Genomic DNA, 18,571 nt, shown 5'->3' on the forward strand with positions numbered 1-18,571 from the left:
GTCGAACGCCGCCCTGAGCTCCTCCCGGTCAACACTCACACCGTCAAACTATGCGCACCCACCGACAACAAACCCCGGAATGTGACCACAGAAACCAAAGTGACACAAGTTTTTTCACGCCGAGAAGTCGGTCAGCACCTCGGCGCCCCCGTCGGTGATGTGCACGGTGTCGCGGCGAAAGACCGCCCCGACGCCCTGCTGCCACACGTAGCCGGTGAGGGCCAGCACCATTCCGGCGTCCAGTCGATCGTGTTCACCTGCGGCGCAGAGTTCTTCGGAGACCACCGGCGGATCGAACCCCAGTCCGAGCCCGTGCGCAACCGGCATCGGCGGCAGCGGCTCGCCTGCGTCCTCATACGCCGCGAGCAGCCCATCGGCACGCGCGCCCGGCCGGCAGGCGGCAAGCATCCTGTCGTACAACGCATCCGAGCGCCCGAACAGCTCGCGAGCACAACTGTCCATCGCGTCACCCGCGGGCCGGGTCCGGCCCAGCTCGGCCACATACCCGTCCGCCAGGGCACCGGCGGCGAAAGCGACAAGGTCACCTTCACGAACCGGGCCGTCGGCCCGCCGCCACGGGTGTTCCCGCGAGGTCGCCCAGGCGGTGTCCTGGGTGGCCGGCGTGCTCACCCCGCCCGCGGCCATGGCCTCCAAAACGGTCGCGGCCAGGCTCCGTTCGGACCGCCCCGGTCGCAGTGCGGCTAGGCCGGCGGCCAGTCCCTGCTCGGCGACGCGGAGCGCCGTGCCCATCGCCGCAACCTCCTCGGCCGTCTTGATGCGGCGCGCCGCACGCATGGTGGGCTCGCCGTCGACGACTGCGGCGTTGGGGAACGCCTCGGGCAACAGGGCGGCGAAAGTCGGTGTGATCGCGTCCGTTCCGACCCTTCGCGCGGTTTCGGCGCCGTCGATCTTCTTCAGCACGTCGATGAGCGTCATCGGATTCCATGCCAGCCCGTAAAGGTGGTCGCGGCCGATCTCCTCCGGAACCCCTTCGTCGTCGGTGCTGTTGAGGTAGATCTCGCCGGATGTGCGCATCATCACGCACATCGGCCCGAACGGGCGCGTCCCGGCTATCCACAGCTGCGGGGTGCCGGTGACGTAACGGATGTTGGCCTGCCGGCCGAGCACCAGGATGTCGAGGTCGTGGGCGTCCATCTGGGCCAGGGCGCGCTCGCGACGGGCCAGCCGCAATGCCCGCTCGTCGGGCAGAACTTCAGTCGCCATAAGGCGAATAGGGGTAGTCGGTGATCGGCGTGTAGCCGTCCTCGGTGATCACGATGATCTCCTCACTGCGATAGCCGCCGGTGCCGTCTTCCCAGACCACTGGTTCCAGCACCAGCACCATGCCCGGCGGGAATACGAAGTTGTCGTCGAAGTCCTCGCCGAGATCCGTCCCGATCATCGGCGCTTCCGCCGGGTACGTGCCGATCCCGTGGCCCAGGTAGAAGTGCGGCAGCCACGGCTTGCGCCCGCCGTTTGCCGCGATCGCCGCGCGCGCCAGATCGCCCGACGTGGCGCCCGCCCTGGTCACCGCGAGCACGGCGTCCAGGATGGCGCGCCATTGCCGGAACTGGTCCTGCTGCCGCGGCGTGGGGTCCTTGCCGACCAGCCAGGTGCGCCCGAAATCCGAACAGTACCCGGCGTAGCCGATGCTGATGTCGGTCCACAACACGTCGCCGGCGGCCAGTTCGCGGGCGGTGGGCAGCAGCGGCAACGCGAGGTCGCCGTGCGTCGTCCAAACCCCGGTTTCCCGGGACGCAGGCATCACCTGCCAGATGGCGTCGAGCATGTTGGTGGTGGCGCCGAGCTCGAAGGCGCGGCGCACGAGAACGGCCGACAGGTCGGTCTGCCGGACACCGGGTGCCAGCGCCTTCTGCACCTCCGCCATCGCCTCCTCGGTGATGCGGCAGGCCCGGCGCAGGCAGGAAAGCTCGTCGGGCGTCTTGACCAGTTGGGCCGCGCCGAGCACGATCGCAGCGTCGGAGGGTTCGCCACCGGGGAACAGCCCGGGGCCCGACCGTCGCATCGCGCCCGTCAATTCGTCGACGGCCACGTTGGCCCCGGACGGCAGCAACGCGGCCAACTCACCGGCGAATCGCTCTACGCCATGGTCGAATTCGAGATATACCGGCCCGTGCACATGGTCGTCGGGCACCGGCGGTGGGGACGACGCGCCGCCGCGGAACGGCAGGAAGAGGTGGGGGTGCTCGTCGTCGGCGAGCACGACCGCCACCGGCCGCTCTACGTGCGAAAGGCCGGCGTCCAGCAGCGGCCAGCTGACACCCGTCGCATAGGTGACATAGCCGTTCATCGACAGGATCAGCGCGTCGACGCCGTGGTCGGCCATCGCCGCGCGCAGCCGTGCGCCGACCTCGCGGCGCATGCGCGCGAAGTCCGGTTCGTCGGGGATGTCCAGGCGTGCGCCCCGGGCGGTGAGTAGGCCGGTCATGACTGAATCCCCAGGAATTCTCGGACGTTGCCGCCGACGACACGGGCGGCATCCTCGGCGCCGACGGCGTCGACCACCGCGGCCAGCGACCGCTCCGAATACCCGAATGTGCTCTCGTTGTGCGGATAGTCGGAGGACCACATCACCTTGTCGATACCGATCTGGTCGATCTGGCCGAGGCCGAGGGCGTCGACCATGAACGACGCGCACATGTGGGTCTCCCAGTAGTGCCGGACGTCGTGGCGGGGCTGGTATGCGAGCATGTGTCGATACGACGCCAGGACGTGCTCGGCGTCCTGCAACGCCGTTGGCACCCAGGCGATTCCGCCCTCGAACCAGCCGATCCGCAGGCGCGGGTGCCGGTCGAGGATGCCGCCGAAGATGTACTTGGAGAACATTTCCCGGAACGAGTCGATGTTGACCATCATGGCGACCGCCACGCTGTTGACCGCGCTCGGGGATTTCGGCTGGCTTTCCCCGATGTGGTGGGTGAGCGGGAGGCCGGAGGCCTCGATCTCCTCCCACACCGCCCTCATCTCGGGGCTCGAGAAATCGATGATGCGCCCGTTGTCGTCGTTGCCGGGGTTCAACGGCATCAGGAATGTCCTGATTCCCAAGGACTTCAGTTGCTCCAGGGTGCGCCGGGCGCCGCGGGGATCCCACCAGTTGATCAGCCCGACGCCGTAGCAGTGGCCGCGGGAGCGCTCCTGCAGGCCGGCGATGTGTTCGTTGTAGATGCAGAAGATCCGCTCACGCAGCGCCTTGTCCGGATAGTGGAACAACGCCAGGACCGCGTTGGGGAAGACCAATTCCTTGTCGACCCCGTCCTCGGCGAGGTCGCGGATGCGGGCGTCGACGTTGTTCGTGGCCGCGCCGGCCAGGCCGTCGTACTGCATGAGCACCGCGCTGAAGTCGCCGACCACCATCGACTCGCCGGGGCGGCCCAGCAGGTAGGCGCCGTCCTCGTACCAGATGCGCGGCGCCTGGTCCTTCAAGTCGTCGGGAAAATGCTCGTAGAAGATGTCGTCGGCCACCGAGACGTGGTTGTCGGCCGAGAACACCTCGGTCCCGGGCGGCAGGCCGGTGTCCGAACCCGCGGCGTGACCGCGCCGGTGCTTGGGTGCGCCGATCACGCCCTCCGGGTAGGGCGTTCGGGTTCGAGTCGACATGTGCATCACTTCCTGCGGTCAGTCCGGGTACGTGACACCGGTGAGTTGTTCGGAAAGCCGCCACAGTTTCGCCACGTCCGGCTCGCTGCGTGCCAGGCGGGGGACCGCGGCGAAGGTGACTCCGCCGCAGGCCGTTTCGTAGAACCCCCGCGGACCGTAGTACTCGGCCCCGCGGGCGTCCGGCGAAACAGCGGCGTAGAGCGACGGTTTGAGGCCCTCGTCGACGTCGAGCCACATGAAAGGCAGCAGGCGCCACGTCAGGCGCGTCAGTCGCGCCTGCAGCGTGGGTTTCTCACGTCCGTAGGACGCGCCGCTGAGCAGGTTGGTCTTGCTCAGCCCGGGGTGCGCGGCGTTGGACATCACGCCCCAGCCGCGTTCGCTGCTGCGCCGGTCCAACTCGACGGCGAACATCAGTTGCGCAAGCTTGGCCATCCCGTAGGAGCGCATGGGCCGGTAGCCCGATTGGGCATTGGCGTCGTCAAAATCCAGCCTGCGCTGTGTCGCGGCGAGGCTGCCGACGGTCACCACGCGCGCCGACCCGGCGGCGCGCAGCACGGGCAGCAGCCTGCCCGTCAACGCGAAGTGCCCCAGATGGTTGGTGCCGAACTGCAATTCGAAGCCGTCGGAGGTCGTCTGACGCTGCGGTGGTGTCATGACGCCGGCATTGTTGATCAGGACGTCGACCGGGCGGCCCTCGGCGACCAGTTCGTCCGCGAGCGCCGCCACGCTGCGCAGCGACGCCAGGTCCAGCTGCTTGACGGCCAGCTTGGCTTGCGGCAGTTCGCGGCGGATCGCGGCGACCGCGTTGTCGCCGTTGGCCCTGCTGCGGACGGCCATGACCACCTCGGCCCCCGCGGCCGCCAGGCGTTTCGCCAGCCCGAAACCCAGGCCGCTGTTGGCGCCGGTCACGACGGCGAGGCGGCCGGACAGATCCGGCACCTGCAGGGCGAGACCCGGCTTCACGGCAGCCAAACTCTCACCACGTCACGGGGAGCTCGTAGACGCCGTAGGCCAGGGCGTCGTGCTTGAACGGCAGCTCGTCGAGCGGCACCGCCAGCCGCAGCGTCGGGATGCGGCGCAGCAGGGTTGGCAGCACGATCTGCAGTTCCATCCGGGCCAGCTGCTGACCGACGCACTGGTGGCGGCCGTAGCCGAAGCCGACATGCGGGCCGTCGTCGCGGGTAAGGTCCAGCCGGTCCGGGGCCGGGAACTGACGCGCATCCCAGTTCGCCGGCGCCACGTCCAGAATGATGCCCTCGCCCGCCCGGATCGTCTCGCCGCCGATCTCGATGTCCTCGACGGCGATGCGGCGCTGGCCGGTCTGGATGATGCTGAGATAGCGCATCAGCTCCTCGACGGCCACGGCGATCACCTTGGGGTCGGCGGTGTCGCGCATCAGCGCCAGCTGCTCGGGGTGATCGAGCAGGGCCGCGACGCTCAGGCTGAGCATGTTCGCCGTCGTCTCGTGGCCGGCGATCAGCACCCCGGTGGCCAGTTGCGCGGCCTCGCGCACGCTGAGCTCCTCGGCGCTCACCCGCTCGGCGAGGTCGGACACCAGGTCCTCGGAGCGATCGTGCATCTTGGTCCGCACCAGGTTGGCGATGTACTTCGCCAGCGAGGCGGCGCCCTGCGCGGTGTCCTCCGCGGTGGCGTACCGACCCATGCCCCGCTGGGCCTGCGCCTGGAAGAAGTCCGCATCCTCGTACGGCACACCCAGCAGCTGGCTGATGACCAGCGACGGGATGGGCAGCGCCACCGTGCTGACGATGTCGCCCGGGTTCGGGCCGGCCAGCAGGGCGTCGATGTGGTCGTCGGTGATCTGCTGAACCGCCGGGCGCAGTGCCTCGACCCGCTTGAAGGTGAACGGCTTGGACAGCATCCGACGGAAGCGGGTGTGCTCCTCGCCGTCGGAGGTGAACACCGAACGCGGCCGGGTGTGCACCGTGGCAAGCATCCCCTCGTTCCAGTGCGGGTAGCCGGGCAGCCGGTCGTCGACGCTGGCGCGGGAGTCGGTGAACAACGCGCGGATCGCGTCGTAGCCGTGGATCAGCCAGGGCGTGCTGCCGTCCCAGATCCGGACGCGGCTGAGTTGCCGGTTCGCGTTGAGCGCCAACGACTCCGGCGGCGGGGCGAAGGGACAGCCCGGTGCGCGCGTCATCGGGAACTCGGGAATGTCGGTGGCGGTGCCGGTCGAGACGTCGGTCATGCTGCTCCTCGGTTGTGGTCGTGTCCGTTCCGGCGACACCTAGCCGCCCGCCGCGCTCACGTGCACCGGCGCGCGCCACAGGCCGACGATCGCGTCGATCAGTCCTTCGCCGGCGACCGGCCACGCCGAACGCGATCCCGCCCCGTGCTCGGCCAGCGCGCCTTCGTGCTCGGCGCAGGTGTGCACCAGCAGGTTGCGCACCATCACGATGCGTTCCGAGCGCACCCGTCTGGGCAGGTCGGGCAGGCAGCGGTTGATGCCCTCGATGGTGCGCACCAGCCCCGGCGAGGTGAGAGCGTCCTTGGTGACGACGTGGCGGCACGTCGGGTCGGCCATCGCCTGGGCGGCGAACCGCGCATACCAGCTGGGAACGCCCAGCGCCGCCAGGTGATCGGTGAGCGGGCGCACCAGTGCCCTGACCCAGTCCCGCAGTTCGGCCGAATCGCCGATATCGGTCAGCATCCGGGCGCGCAACTGCTCGATCGGCTCGCGGTGCTTGCGCTCGATCGCCCGCAGCAGGTCGGTTCGGGTACCGAAGTGATAGCACGCGGCCGCGTTGTTGCCCTGGCCCGCGGCCTCGCTGATCTGCCGGTTTGACACCGCGTACATGCCACGCTCGGCGAAGAGCACCTCGGCGGCCGACAAGATCGCCTCCCGCGTGCCCGTCGACCTGCCGGATCGAACCATCCGCTCGGCGGTCATCGCCTCAGTGAACACCGCCAGCAACATTAAATCAAGCAATTTATTTAGTTCGGTGGCGGCCCCACCGGTAACCCGCCGCCACGGCCCGAGAACTGGACGAAAAGCCCGGTAGCCGAGGTCATTTCATCGGCCCGACACCCGGCGGGGAGCAACCCGGAATACAGTGTCCGTATGAATCCGCTGCAGCGGCTGGCGCGGAACCCGACCGCATACCGCTGGCTGGTGTTGGCCGGAAGTCCGCTGATCGAAGCTCTCGAGTCGGTGCTGCGGTTCCTCAGCGTCGGGCGGGTCGGCGTGCTCGAACTCGTCGGGCTGCCCGGTGTTCGGATCACCGTCTCGGGCCGCAAGACCGGTCTCGCCCGGACCGCGACGGTTCTGTCCGCCCCCGCCGGGGAGGGGCTGATCGTGGTCGGGTCGAACTGGGGCCGCCGGCGTCACCCATCGTGGTCGGCGAATCTCAAGTCGGCACAACGCGTCAGCGTGCGCCGGGGCCGCCAGGTGTTCACCGCCGAGGTCCGGTTCCTCACCGGTGCGGAACGCGAGACGGCGTGGGCCACCGTGCTGCGGCAGTGGCCCAACTACCGGATCGCCGAATCCTTGGCGGGCGGAAGGCAATTCCGCCTGTTTCTGCTGACCCCCACCGCGTGACCCCGGCCGGGCTCGCCGGGGGATCCGCCCGCTGCGCGAGCAGGCTTCGGCCGCCCGGTGAGGAATCGTGAGTCGTGCCCGTCCGACTGGGTAACCACTCCTCATGACACCGACCGCAGTGCTGGGGATCAAACGCGACGACATGATCGTGCGGAAGCAGAGCCCGTACAACGCCGAGCCGCCCGCCGCGGTGTTGGCGGAAAGCGACATCACCCCGATCGACGCTTTCTATGCGCGCAATCACGGCTCGTTTCCCGACATCGCACCCGAACAGTGGCGCCTCACGGTCGAGGGCCGGGTGGCCACGCCGCTCACCCTGACCTATGACCAGCTGAGCGCCGGTTTCGACCGGCACCGCGTGGTGGCGACTCTGGCGTGTGCCGGGAATCGCCGTGAGGATCTGCTGCGGGTGCGACCGATTCCGGGGGAGGAGCCGTGGTCCCACGGGGCGATCTCGACGGCGGAGTGGGGCGGTGCCCGCCTGGCTGACGTCCTCGCGGCCGCCGGGGTGCGTTCCGAGGACGGGTTGCATGTCGCGTTCCGGGCTCTGGACGTCGCGGAGCGGGCCCGGCCCGTCCAGGCCTACGGGAGCTCGATACCGCTGAGCAAGGCCATGTCACGGGAAGTGCTGCTTGCGTGGCAGATGAACGGAGAACCGCTTCCCCGCGCCCACGGCGGCCCGGTACGGGTGGTCGTGCCCGGATACATCGGCGCCCGCAGCGTCAAATGGGTGACCGCGATCACGGTGCAGCCCGGCCCGTCGGACGGTTACTTCCAGGCCCACGATTACCGCGTCCTGCCGGCAGACGCCGACCCGGAGTCGGCGGCCCCGGGCGAGGGCATCGCGCTGTCGGCGCTGCCGCTCAACTGCGACATCCTCCACCCCACCGACGGCGACCGGGTGTCGCCGGGCGAGCTGACCATTCGTGGCTACGGGATCGCGGGCGACGGTCGCGGCGTGGCGCGGGTCGAAGTATCCCTGGACGACGGGCTCAGCTGGCAGCAGGCCCGCCTACATCCCGCCCCCGGCGAATGGTCATGGCAGCCCTGGTCACTGACCGTGACCGTCGGGCCGGGCCCGTTGCGGATCATCGCCCGCGCCTGGGATGACACCGGCGCCCTGCAGTCGGAATCGGCGGATTCGCTGTGGAATCCGGGCGGATACGCCAACAACTCGTGGGCCCGCGTCGCAGCGTGCGTGGGGGCAGCCGGCTGAGTCCTCCGGCAGGCCGAGGTCGGCTTCTCAGCTCGGCTTGCGCAAGTGCGCACCCAGCAGCTGCTGCCATCCCCTGGACATGTTGCGAAACTCTTCCTCGCAGTTGCCCGCCCGGTCTTCGGGAAGGTCGCCCGACGTGACGATGCCGGCGTTGGCCGCCGGGTCCGAACCATAGATCCAGCACTCCCAGTTGTACATCCGCGTGATGTCCATCGAGTGTCCGTCCCAGAACGGCAGTTCGTTCGCGTCGCCGGACTCCTTTGCGCTCAGCTTCCACTCCTGGGCGGTGTCGGTCGCGATGCGGACACCGTTGGGATAGGGCTGTCCGTCGGCGCCGGGGGTGAGAAGCATGAACGCCGAAAGTTGGTCGGCCACGTCCTCCTCGCGTCCCGTGAACGCCAGTTCGTACATGGCGAGCGTGGCGTGACCGAGCTCGTGGTAGGCCGCCGAGACCGCTTCGTCGACGGCGGGGGTCACCGGATCCGGGCTGCCGTTCCCGGCGAAGAGCCGTTCCGCGTGATCCCGTGCCTCGTAGCAGAGTTGAATCTCGTTGGCGGCGGGGTCGTAGAAATCGTTGTCCGTGTTGCACTGCTTGCCCGCGAGCCCCAGGTTGGACGGCAGCAGCAGGTCGTCCTCGATGTGCTGGGCGAGGTCTTCGAGGACCTTTGCGTCCTGCATGATCTGGCGGCCGTGCAACGCCTCCGGCGTTTCCGCGTCCTCGTAACGAATCGTCACCTTCCCCGACGCGGAGGCCGGCTTGGCCACCTGCGATGCCTCCGCCGACGAAGCGCCGGCCTCTTTGGCACCGACCGGGTCGCCGCCGCATCCCGCCGCCGTGAGCAGCGCGGCACACGCTGCGGTGACTCTGACACGCACTCTCATCGTGTTGACTCCCGTCCGGAAATGCCCCCGCAGCCGCCCCCGAGCGATCCTTCGCGGCCCCCATGGAGCCTGGGGGAACGGTACGACACAATGCTCATCCCGCGGGGAACTTTGCGGCCACGTCGACATCGGCCGGTGGCGTAGAGGGTTATTCGCGGCCGGAGACTATGGCTTGTGTGCCTTCTCCAGGCGTGCTATCTCGCTACCCCACACGGACCGAGCGCCGGCGTCACCGACTCGGTAGATCTGGATCATCGATGAGATTCCGACGGCGAGAACGACTATCCCGGTGATGACGGACATGGCGACCGACGGCTTGGGTGACCTGTGTTCGGTCACGCGCAGCACGACGAGTCCGACGGCGACCGCCAGCAGAGCGGCGGCGAAATAGACCATCGTGCTGCCGAGCGCGGCGTGTTCGCGCAGGATGGGGCTCGGGCTGGCCCGCAGGCTGTAGAGCCACAGGCCGGCGTTCGCGGTGATCGGCGTCAACACCATGGTCACGGCGGCCGAGATCAGCGTCAGCCACATCAGCTGGCCGCGCCGGGCGGCCGGCCACAGTCCGCACACGATCTCCAGCAGCGCGGTCAGCGGCACCAGCCCTACGACGAAGTGCAGCAGCAGGGCATGACCGGGCAGGCCATTGACGACGTTCATCGAACTCCTCGGCAGGTCAGGGCTGCGTGGCACCGGTTGCGGCCGCCGGTGGCGCCCACGACGATAGCGCCGGCACGCGTCAAAGTGCGGGCGGACACGGTCGGTCCACCGGTCCGAGGCTCAGCCGCCGAGCCCCTTCTTGACGGCCGCGTCCTGCTTCTGGCCGACCTCGGTCATGAAGTCTTGGGGCACCAGTGAGCCGGGCGGGCCGTCGAACTGCAGCGTGACTAGGGCCCTGCCCTCGGTGAACAGCAGGACCGTCACGCCCTTGTTGCCGTCCGGGGAATCGCCGGACAGTGTCGTTCCGCCCGTGCCGATGTTGGCCGGGCGTGACGTCGGGTTCTTCACGACGTCGCCCTGCGCGCCTTTTGCCGCGTTCAGCGCGGCCGTTGCGGCGGCGGGATCGGGGTACACCTGGATGGTGTCCTTGATCTGGTGACTGCCGTCTTCATCGCGGAATGTCACGGCCACGCCCGGTTTGCCGTTCGGGTTGTCCGTCGGGGGGCCGCCGGTGAAGGTCACGGGGGCGTTGATGTCCGTCGCCTGGATCAGCAGGCCGGAGTAGTGGCCCGGCTGTGCCGCGGCCGTCGAGGCCGGTGCCGGACCACTGGTGCCCGGGGCCGAGGTGGCAGACCCTGGTTTCGGGTTCGACGACGTCGAATGGCTGCCACAGGCGTTCAGCGCGACCGTCAGCGCCGTCGCCGCGGCCACGCCCGCCAGAACCGCCGGAGAAAACCTCACCGCACGCGCCCCTTCCCGGCTCCGTCCCGGGCCGCCTCAGGCGAGGCAAGCCGACTCGAATGCCGAATCGGACAGTACATCGCCGGCAAATCGGGCGTACCGGAAAGGGGCGGTGTGGCAGCGGCGTGCTACTCCAACTGGTCGCGGAGGCAGCGCAGCGTGTTGGCGAGGATGCGCGACACCTGCATCTGCGAGACGCCTATCCGTTCGGCGATCTGGCTCTGGGTCATCGATTCGAAGAACCGCATGTGCAGGACCTCGCGTTCGCGGCGGGGTAGCGCGCTGACGAGGGCGCGGACCGCTTCCCTGTTGGTGATGTGGTCGATCTGAGGATCGACGCCACCGACCGCGTCGGCCACCAGCCGGGGATTGCCCGAACCGTCGGCGCCGATGGGCGCGTCCAGGGACTCGAGCCGATAGGCGTCACCCGCGACGAGGCACTCGACGATCTCCTCATGGGGGACTTCCAGAACCTGCGCGAGCTCGCCGGCTGTGGGCGCCCGACCCAGCTTCTGCGCCAAATCTCCTGTAGTTCTGCTGATTTGGACGTGCAGCTCGCGCAACCGCCGAGGGACACGCATGCCCCAGCTGTAGTCGCGGAAATAGCGACGGACCTCACCCATCATGGTGGGGACCGCAAACCCGATGAAGCTGGGCCCTTTTTCGGGGTCGAAACGGTTGATGGCGTTCATCAGGCCCAGGCGTGCGACCTGCGTCAAGTCGTCGAGACCTTCGCCGCGACGTCCGAAGTGGCTGGCCACGTGGTCGGCCAGCGGCAGGCAGCGGGCCACGATGCGTTCGCGTTGGTGTTGGTACTCGTGCGATTCGGCTGGCATCTGGCGCAGCGCGACGAACATCTCGATGACGTCGTCATAAGAGTCGTCCGGTTGTGATGTGGTCGAGCTAGAGGGGCGGGGCGGGGCCAGGACGTCGGTCATCGGCTGGAGAACCCCCACCGTCGGACTCGACACGTGCACGGAACAGTTTGCATCGTTGCTCTTCCTCTGCGTCGTGTGCAGCGGGACGGCAAGGCATGTGGATGCCCGAGGCGCCTCCCGCGGCACCCGTATCCGTGTGGATATTGGCCGCAGCGCGCACGGTGCTAACGGGGGCGGTGGCAGTTGACTTATCGACGTATGCCACGGAAACCCAGCAGCCGAGCGGCTGACTGGCCGCTTTGAGCTAAACGGCGACCTGTCCAGAACGGACTCACTGGCGACTATACGCGACATCGCTCCAACCCGCGACGGGTACGCGAAATCTGGCTTGCGAGAAGGGTTCTACCGCCGTTCGCGTGCGATCCGGCCCTTAGCCACAAGCGATCGCACGCCCGGCGGCGGGCGTGGCGCAACGCGGGGAATCCCTTGGTGGCTCGTCGTATTGGGCCGCGGAGGGCCAGGGGTCCGACGCCATCACCGCTTTGCCCGCGGCGGTTCGTGGTACACCCGTTGGTTCATGTGCTGTTCACCTGGCGGAAACCTCGCCGGGTGCAGGCGTCCCGCTCGGCCCGGTTGGGGCACGTCGGCGCACCGGCGCGGTACGGTTCCGGTGATGTCGAACACGCGCGCCCGACCATCGTTTTGCGAGCCCACTCGGAAGGTCCTGCCGGGCGAAGCCTTCCGGCAGGTAATGCGGCGCTGGGAAGGTCCGGCGCGATGAGCGAGGATTTGCTGGCCGGTCGGGGTGCGGTAGTGTCCGGCGGCAGCCGGGGGATCGGACGCGCGGTTGCCGAACTGCTGTGCTCTCTCGGTGCCGGCGTGGTCGTCAACGGGCGTGACGCGGCCGCCGTGGACGAGACCGTCGCAGCGCTGAGATCTTCGGGCGGACGGGCGACCGCGGTCGTCGGCGCCGTCGACGACGAGCGGATCGCCGGTGCTGTCGTCGATCAATGCATCGGCGCGTTCGGCAGGCTGGACGTCCTGGTCAACTGCGCCGGGGTTGCCGAGCCCCCGGGGTCATCGATCCTGAACATCTCGCCGGCGCAGTTCGACCACCTGATCGGTGCGCACCTCGGCACGGCGTTCCACACCTGCCGGGCCGCCGCCCGCGTCATGGCCCCCCAGGGGCGCGGTTCGATCGTCAACACCAGCTCGGTGGCGTTTCTCGGCGATTACGGCGGCACCGGGTACCCCGCCGGCAAGGGCGCCGTCAACGCACTGACGATGGCCGTCGCCGCCGAGCTCAAAGCCTATGGCGTGCGGGCCAACGTGGTGTGCCCCGGTGCGCGGACCCGGTTGTCCACCGGGGCCGAGTACGAACAACACATCGCGGACCTGCATCGTCGGGGGCTGCTCGACGAGGTGAAAATGCGGGCATCGCTGGACAGCGCCCCCGCCGAGTTCGTCGCCCCGCTCTACGCCTACCTCGCGAGCGACCTGGCGCGCGAGGTGACCGGTCAGATATTCGTCGCCGCAGGAGGATTCGTCGGCAGGTTCGATCGTCCGACGCCGCGGGTGCTGGGCTACCGCGATCACCACGAGGCCGGGCCGTGGTCGATACCGGACCTGCACGAGATGATCGTCACCGGGTCATGAACCCGCCCGGCGATGCTTGGGCGTCAGCGAATTCACGGCACGCAGCAGGCCGCGCAGCGCGTAGGCAGCAGTCACCAGCGACAGCAGGATCAACAGCACGAACATCGGGAGCCAGTTGCTGCGGCTGTGGTTGACCTCGCACCAGATGACGGTGAACAGCACCACACAGGCCAGCAGCACGATGTCGCGCCAATTGCCTTGATAAGACAGGGCGGCCTGACGCAACGCGCGACTTCGGTCGGAGCCGTCGATCAGGTCGTCGATGCGTGCGTCGATCGTGCGCTGCAACTCCGCTCGCCTGGCGGTGGCGTCTGGCGGCAGGCGGTCCAGCAGGTCCATGTCCTGCTTGATCAGGGCCCGGTAGTCGGGGCCACGGAATTGCCCGGCCACGATGGCGAGCATCGCGCCACCGAACACCGGTGCACTGTTCAGCGCCAACTGCGCCAGACCCACCAAGTCTGCTCCTTCATCCGTCGACGCCGGCCGTCCGAAGCGGCCCGCCGGGCAACACAGTCGCGAAAGTGTATGGCCATGTCCCGGTTCGCCGATCGGGTCAGGACGCCGCCGGGGGGCGCCGACGCCCGGGGGACGGCTCCGGCAAGCGCAGGGTGTCCATCGCTCTGACCAGTTGCGGATAGGCGATCGCGGGCCCGATCCAGCGGGTGAGGTAGCGGCGCAGTTCGGGGCCGCTGCGCGGTGGCCGTCCCGGGTCGGCGAGAAACGAATGCAGGACCCTAAGGCAGAACTCGTTCAGTTCGTCCAACGCTGCTTCGTCGAACCCGACACTCTCCCAATCGATTTCGAAGCGGTGCAGCATGGAGCGGGCGAAAGCCAGGGCGGTGTCCGACACGATCGACACTTTCTGGCCGCCGCGGTGGCGCTGATTGAGCACGAATTCGACCTGCTTGTCGGAGGCCAGCTGTTCGACCGCGAAGGCGATCCCCTCCGTCACCGCCACCACCGGGTCGGTGACACCCGCCAGGTGGGCCGCCGAGCGGTCCAGGAACCCGTCGGCCGAGCGCATCGCCGATGCCACCAGCAGCGCCTGCGTGCCGGGGAAGTACCGGTAGACGGTCTGCCGTGTCACCCCGAGGACGCGGGCCACGTCGGCGATGCGCATCGCCGAGCCGCGCTCCTCGATGATCGCGTCGGCGGCATCCAGGATGCGCTCGATGGCCTCCTCGTCGGAGGCGGGCGTGTTCCCCGCCCAACCGTGGCTGCGCATGCTCAGCGAACGGTCGTCCGGCGTCCGGTCGTCCCCACACGCGGATCATAGCGTCCGAGCACGGAGTTCGGCCCCGCTCGGCAGGGCGGGCGGTGCTGCGCAGCCCGAGCCGTCTCGGTAGACATCGCAGACCGTGTGTATGATCACCGCACGTCTGGAGGCGGAATCGCGAGCGACGCGCACGCCCGGCGCGAGTCGGTGCCGCACGGTATCCGGCCCGGCGCCGGCAGGGAGGCCGAACAATGCAGTACGACACCGTGATCCTCAACGGCCGCTGGTTCGACGGAACGGGCGCTCCGTCGGCCCCGCGCAACATCGGTGTGCGCGACGGCCGCGTCGCCACGATCACCGCCGCACCGATCGAGGCGCCGGGCGCCGACGTCATCGATGCGACGGGCCAGTGGGTGATTCCGGGCATGATCGACATCCACACCCATTACGACATCGAAACCCTCTGCGAGCCAGGGCTTTCCGAATCGCTGCGGCACGGTGTGACGACGGTGATGCTCGGTTCGTGCTCGTTGTCCACGGTGTACCTGAACAACGTCGACGCCGGCGACATCTTCGGCCGCGTGGAGGCGATCCCCCGGCGCTACGTGATCGAGCACCTGGACCGGGCGCGCACCTGGAGCGATCCCGGCCAGTATGTGGCCGCGCTCGAGCAACTGAACCTGGGCCCCAACGTCGCCGCCTTCATCGGTCACTCCGACATGAGGGCGGCGACCATGGGGCTGGACCGCGCGACCCGCAAGGACGTGCGGCCCTCGCCGGCGGAATTGGCGCGGATGGAGTCGATGCTCGAGGAGGCGCTCGACGAAGGATTCGTCGGGATGTCCTCGCAGCAACTGCTGTTCGACAAACTCGACGGGGAGCTCTGCCGCTCACGCACGCTGCCGTCGACCTATGCCACCCCGCGCGAGTTGCGCCGCCTGAACGCCATTCTCCGGCGGCGCGACAAGATCCTGCAGTCCGGGCCCGACATCAAGAATCCCCTGTCGGTGCTGTCGCAACTGGTGACGTCGCTGGGAATCGGTCGTCCCCGGTTGAAGACCAGCCTGCTCTCGGCCGCGGACATCAAGGCCATCCCGCCCGTCATCCACGTCATGGACCGGCTCGGTAGGCTCGTCAACGCCCTGGGCGGTGACTTTCGCTGGCAGCATCTGCCGGTGCCGTTCGAGGTCTACGCCGACGGAATCTCGTTGGTGGTCTTCGAGGAGTTCGGCTCCGGTGCCGCGGCTCTGCACCTGCAGGACGAGGTCGAGCGCAACGAGTTGATGCGCGACGAGGAATATCGCCGCTGGTTCCGCAGGGACTACGGGCAGAAATTCGGGCCCAGGGTGTGGCATCGCGACTTCTTCGACGCCGAGATCGTGGCCTGCCCCGACCGGTCGGTGATCGGGAAGTCCTTCGGGCAGGTGGGACTCGACCGCGGGGGGCTGCACCCGGTCGACGCCTTCCTCGACCTGGTGGTCGAGCACGGCGAAAGTCTGCGCTGGCGCACCACCATCTCCAATCACCGGCCCGAACTGCTCCGCACGCTGGCGCAGAGCCCGGCCGTGCAGATGGGTTTCTCCGATGCCGGCGCACACCTGCGCAACATGGCTTTCTACAACTCCGGCCTGCGCTTGCTGCGGCACGCGCACGACGCCGAGAAGAACGGCAGACCGTTCCTGTCGATGGAGCGCGCCGTGCACCGGCTCACCGGCGAACTCGGGCTGTGGTACGGGATCGATGCGGGCACGCTGCGCGAAGGCGACCGGGCCGACATCGTCGTGCTCGACCCGGACAAGCTCGACGATTCCCTCGACAGCTACGCCGAACACCCGGTGCAGTCCTACGGCGGGCTGTCGCGGATGGTCAACCGCAACGACGACACGGTCAGCGCGGTGCTGGTGTCGGGACAGCTCGCGTTCGGCGGGGGCTTCGGCGGGGGCAACGCCTCTCTCGCGCTGGGCAATCGGAAGCTCGGGCGCTTCCTGCGGGCCGGACGGGCGTCCCGGAAGCTGCCCTCTATCTAGCCCTCTATCTAGCCCTCTATCTAGCCCTCTATCTAGCCCTCTATCCAGCCGCCTATCCGGCCGCGGGCTCTCCCAGGATGAGCTCGACGGCCCGGTCGAGTTGCCCCGCGATCTCCTGATACGTGACGAAGCGAGCCGTCATGAGCGCTCCGGCGAACGTCATTTGCAGCGTGGATTTCACCGCGCGGGGCCAGCCGGGGCCCAACGCCGCCGCGATCCGCCTGGACACCTCCTCGCCGATCTGTTCGCGAAGGGGCGTCACCGCCGGGTCGTCGGCCATCAGCGCCGCTCCGCAGGCGACGGTCAACTCGGGCTCGTCGGCGACCGCCACGGCCATGTCCCGCAGGGTGGCGCTGACACGGGTCCGGGTCGCGTCGTTGACGTCGGTGTGTAGCGGCAGGTCGCATAGGAAACGCAGGTAGACCGCGGCCACCAGGGCGCTTTTCGACGGAAAGTAGGTGTAGGCGCTGGCCGGCGAGACCCCGGCCCGGGTCGCGACCGCGCGCATCGTCAGGTTCGCGTACGACGATTCGCGCAGTTCCTCCATTCCGGCGTCGAGCACCTTGCGGATGGTCTGCCCGGGACGGCGATCGGAGCGGCGTGCTGCTCCGGCTCTCGGAGAAGCCGCTGCCGTGGACACCGGTCCAGTGTAGGAACGGCGTGCGCGCAACCGTCGGCATTCGCTCGGCCGGGCCCTGGGTAGGGTGACGCACGTGGTCGAGGGTGACCGGCTGCGCTGGGACAAGCGGTATGCCAGCCTCGGGCCCCCCGCGGTGGGCGCGGTGGCGGTCCCCGGTGTCTTCGCGGCTTGCGAAGACGTTTTCCCGACCACGGGACGCGCCCTCGAGCTGGCCTGCGGGCAGGGCCTCGGCAGCGTCTGGCTGGCCCGGCGGGGGCTCGATGTCGTGGGGCTGGACATCTCGCCGGTCGCCACCGGTCACGCCCGGTACCTGGCCCGCCGCTGCGGGGTCGGCGACCGTTGCCGCTTCGACGTCGCCGACTTCGACGACGGCCTGCCGGCCGGTCCGCCGGTCGAGGTCATCCTCTGCCACAAGTTTCGCGACCGCCGCCTCGACCGGGCGATCGTCGAGCGCCTGGCGCCAGGAGGGCTGCTGGCCGTCGCCGTGCTCAGCGAAGTCGGGCGGGGGCCCGGGCCGTTCCGTGCGGCGGCCGGCGAACTGCCGGTCGCGTTCGCCGGTCTCCGCGTTCTCGCCGCCGGTGAAGGGGATGGTTGCGCCTGGCTGCTGGCACGCGCGTGAGGACCGGGGGACGCTAGCCGGCGAAGGACGGCCGCGCCATCACGTTGGGGCGGAGACCGTACTTGGGTCCGGCACCACCGGAGGCGCCGTGACCCATGCCCACTGGCGGGATGCCGCCGAGCAGGTTTCCGGACTCTGCGGCCGCCGCCTCGGGGTTGGGCGTGAGGCTGCCGACGAGGTGGGCCGGGGTATGGGCCAAAGGTGCGGTGGCCGCCGTCTAGGCGACCGGCACCGAGAGCTTGCCGCAGAGGGAGCCGGCGCCGCCCATGGTGGCCGACGCCGCGTGGGCGGCGACGCCGCCACCGCCGAGCAAACCGCCGATCCCCCCAGGCCGGGCAAGGCCCTGCCGGCATTAGCGGCGACCGGCGCCGCCGTGCCACCTATCCACCCCAGCGTCTTGGATATCTGAACGCCGAAGTTCCCCCATGTCGACACTGCAGAAGGGCAGCCCCTCGGTGTTGTGGAAGAAGCTGGCTTAGGGGGCGTATCCGTTGAGGAAGGTTCCGAGGTTGGTGGGCAGCATGGTCTGCCCGGTCAACAGGAACCACACCTTGGTCAGCGGGGGGAACGACGAGGTGGTCGACGCCGCGGAGCTGGGCGAGGCGAGGCTCTGCAGCTGGCTTGGCAACGACGAGATGAATTCAACTCCGCGGCCAGCCCGTTCCACGCCGAGGCCGCCGCCATCAGCGACGACGAACCCGGACCCGAATACATCCGCGCGGAGTTGATCTCCGGCGGAATGGCACCAAAATCAATCACCTTTGACCTCCTCTAGGACGGCGCTGATGTAGTGACCTCCAGCAGGGCGGGGATTTCGCGGTATCGGGGTCTCGACGGCTGGGAGGGGCTTGCGCTGGCTGATATT

Annotated in this window: 18 protein-coding genes and 2 pseudogenes; 5 read left to right on the forward strand and 15 right to left on the reverse strand. The window is 68.9% G+C overall.

Annotation, left to right across the window (positions count from 1 at the left end):
* Positions 1 to 114: 114 nt before the first annotated feature.
* The 6 genes from AC2VOR_RS04655 to AC2VOR_RS04680 are packed head-to-tail and all read right to left on the reverse strand — an operon-like array spanning position 115 to position 6,541.
* On the reverse strand, positions 115 to 1,224 hold the full coding sequence (locus AC2VOR_RS04655; RefSeq protein WP_486963282.1) for a M24 family metallopeptidase: 1,110 nt from the start codon (positions 1,222 to 1,224) through the stop codon (positions 115 to 117).
* A complete protein-coding gene (locus AC2VOR_RS04660) occupies positions 1,214 to 2,449 on the reverse strand; it encodes a M24 family metallopeptidase (protein ID WP_369738463.1) in 1,236 nt (411 codons plus the stop codon). Before AC2VOR_RS04660 ends, AC2VOR_RS04655 begins: the two co-directional genes overlap by 11 nt.
* Positions 2,446 to 3,618 carry an amidohydrolase family protein gene (locus tag AC2VOR_RS04665; protein ID WP_486963283.1) on the reverse strand — a complete coding sequence of 391 codons (1,173 nt, stop codon included), beginning with the start codon at positions 3,616 to 3,618 and terminating at the stop codon, positions 2,446 to 2,448. The genes AC2VOR_RS04660 and AC2VOR_RS04665 overlap by 4 nt, the downstream gene beginning before the upstream one ends.
* An 18-nt stretch (positions 3,619 to 3,636) precedes the next feature.
* Positions 3,637 to 4,581, reverse strand: a complete 945-nt coding sequence (locus AC2VOR_RS04670; RefSeq protein WP_369741569.1) for an SDR family oxidoreductase — start codon at positions 4,579 to 4,581, stop codon at positions 3,637 to 3,639.
* Positions 4,582 to 4,594: 13 nt separating this feature from the next.
* A complete protein-coding gene (locus AC2VOR_RS04675) occupies positions 4,595 to 5,824 on the reverse strand; it encodes a cytochrome P450 (RefSeq protein ID WP_369738464.1) in 1,230 nt (409 codons plus the stop codon).
* Between the two features lie 39 nt (positions 5,825 to 5,863).
* On the reverse strand, positions 5,864 to 6,541 hold the full coding sequence (locus AC2VOR_RS04680) for a TetR/AcrR family transcriptional regulator (RefSeq protein ID WP_369741570.1): 678 nt from the start codon (positions 6,539 to 6,541) through the stop codon (positions 5,864 to 5,866).
* A 156-nt stretch (positions 6,542 to 6,697) separates the two neighbouring features.
* Here AC2VOR_RS04680 and AC2VOR_RS04685 point away from each other — a divergent pair, with 156 nt between their 5' ends.
* A complete protein-coding gene (locus AC2VOR_RS04685) occupies positions 6,698 to 7,174 on the forward strand; it encodes a nitroreductase family deazaflavin-dependent oxidoreductase (protein ID WP_369738465.1) in 477 nt (158 codons plus the stop codon).
* Positions 7,175 to 7,277: 103 nt separating this feature from the next.
* A complete protein-coding gene (locus AC2VOR_RS04690; protein WP_369738466.1) occupies positions 7,278 to 8,390 on the forward strand; it encodes a sulfite oxidase in 1,113 nt (370 codons plus the stop codon).
* Between the two features lie 27 nt (positions 8,391 to 8,417).
* Here AC2VOR_RS04690 and AC2VOR_RS04695 read toward each other — a convergent pair whose 3' ends face one another.
* From AC2VOR_RS04695 to AC2VOR_RS04710, 4 genes are all read right to left on the reverse strand, one after another.
* The gene (locus AC2VOR_RS04695) at positions 8,418 to 9,266 is read right to left on the reverse strand and encodes a DUF4344 domain-containing metallopeptidase (RefSeq protein WP_369738467.1); all 849 of its coding nucleotides are present in this window, start codon (positions 9,264 to 9,266) and stop codon (positions 8,418 to 8,420) included.
* Between the two features lie 171 nt (positions 9,267 to 9,437).
* Positions 9,438 to 9,929 (reverse strand): DUF2231 domain-containing protein, encoded by a 492-nt coding sequence (locus tag AC2VOR_RS04700; protein ID WP_369738468.1) that lies wholly within the window; start codon positions 9,927 to 9,929, stop codon positions 9,438 to 9,440.
* A 120-nt stretch (positions 9,930 to 10,049) separates the two neighbouring features.
* The gene (locus AC2VOR_RS04705; RefSeq protein WP_369738469.1) at positions 10,050 to 10,670 is read right to left on the reverse strand and encodes a hypothetical protein; all 621 of its coding nucleotides are present in this window, start codon (positions 10,668 to 10,670) and stop codon (positions 10,050 to 10,052) included.
* A gap of 128 nt (positions 10,671 to 10,798) precedes the next feature.
* Positions 10,799 to 11,608, reverse strand: coding sequence for a SigB/SigF/SigG family RNA polymerase sigma factor (locus AC2VOR_RS04710; RefSeq protein WP_486963284.1), 810 nt, complete (start codon positions 11,606 to 11,608; stop codon positions 10,799 to 10,801).
* 717 nt (positions 11,609 to 12,325) lie between these two features.
* On the opposite strand from AC2VOR_RS04710, the gene AC2VOR_RS04715 reads away from it, so the two are divergent.
* Positions 12,326 to 13,204, forward strand: a complete 879-nt coding sequence (locus tag AC2VOR_RS04715) for an SDR family NAD(P)-dependent oxidoreductase (RefSeq protein ID WP_369738471.1) — start codon at positions 12,326 to 12,328, stop codon at positions 13,202 to 13,204.
* Here AC2VOR_RS04715 and AC2VOR_RS04720 read toward each other — a convergent pair.
* Together AC2VOR_RS04720 and AC2VOR_RS04725 are read right to left on the reverse strand one after the other, a co-directional pair.
* Positions 13,199 to 13,606, reverse strand: a complete 408-nt coding sequence (locus AC2VOR_RS04720; RefSeq protein WP_369741571.1) for a hypothetical protein — start codon at positions 13,604 to 13,606, stop codon at positions 13,199 to 13,201. The genes AC2VOR_RS04715 and AC2VOR_RS04720 overlap by 6 nt on opposite strands.
* A 151-nt stretch (positions 13,607 to 13,757) precedes the next feature.
* Positions 13,758 to 14,429 carry a TetR/AcrR family transcriptional regulator gene (locus AC2VOR_RS04725; RefSeq protein WP_369738472.1) on the reverse strand — a complete coding sequence of 224 codons (672 nt, stop codon included), beginning with the start codon at positions 14,427 to 14,429 and terminating at the stop codon, positions 13,758 to 13,760.
* Between the two features lie 242 nt (positions 14,430 to 14,671).
* Between AC2VOR_RS04725 and AC2VOR_RS04730 the strand changes: the two genes are divergently transcribed.
* Positions 14,672 to 16,447, forward strand: a complete 1,776-nt coding sequence (locus AC2VOR_RS04730) for an N-acyl-D-amino-acid deacylase family protein (RefSeq protein ID WP_486963285.1) — start codon at positions 14,672 to 14,674, stop codon at positions 16,445 to 16,447.
* A 52-nt stretch (positions 16,448 to 16,499) separates the two neighbouring features.
* Here AC2VOR_RS04730 and AC2VOR_RS04735 read toward each other — a convergent pair whose 3' ends face one another.
* Complete coding sequence (locus AC2VOR_RS04735; protein ID WP_369738474.1) at positions 16,500 to 17,087, reverse strand: TetR/AcrR family transcriptional regulator; 588 nt, start codon at positions 17,085 to 17,087, stop codon at positions 16,500 to 16,502.
* A gap of 73 nt (positions 17,088 to 17,160) precedes the next feature.
* On the opposite strand from AC2VOR_RS04735, the gene AC2VOR_RS04740 reads away from it, so the two are divergent.
* Positions 17,161 to 17,706 (forward strand): class I SAM-dependent methyltransferase, encoded by a 546-nt coding sequence (locus tag AC2VOR_RS04740; RefSeq protein ID WP_369738475.1) that lies wholly within the window; start codon positions 17,161 to 17,163, stop codon positions 17,704 to 17,706.
* A gap of 13 nt (positions 17,707 to 17,719) precedes the next feature.
* Here AC2VOR_RS04740 and AC2VOR_RS04745 read toward each other — a convergent pair.
* Positions 17,720 to 18,322, reverse strand: a pseudogene (locus tag AC2VOR_RS04745) (PPE family protein, SVP subgroup); the annotation flags it as partial.
* Positions 18,323 to 18,339: 17 nt separating this feature from the next.
* Positions 18,340 to 18,465: pseudogene (locus AC2VOR_RS04750) on the reverse strand (PPE domain-containing protein); the annotation flags it as partial.
* Positions 18,466 to 18,571 lie beyond the last annotated feature (106 nt).

This window comes from Mycobacterium sp. TH-M103 (genome assembly GCF_057473785.1).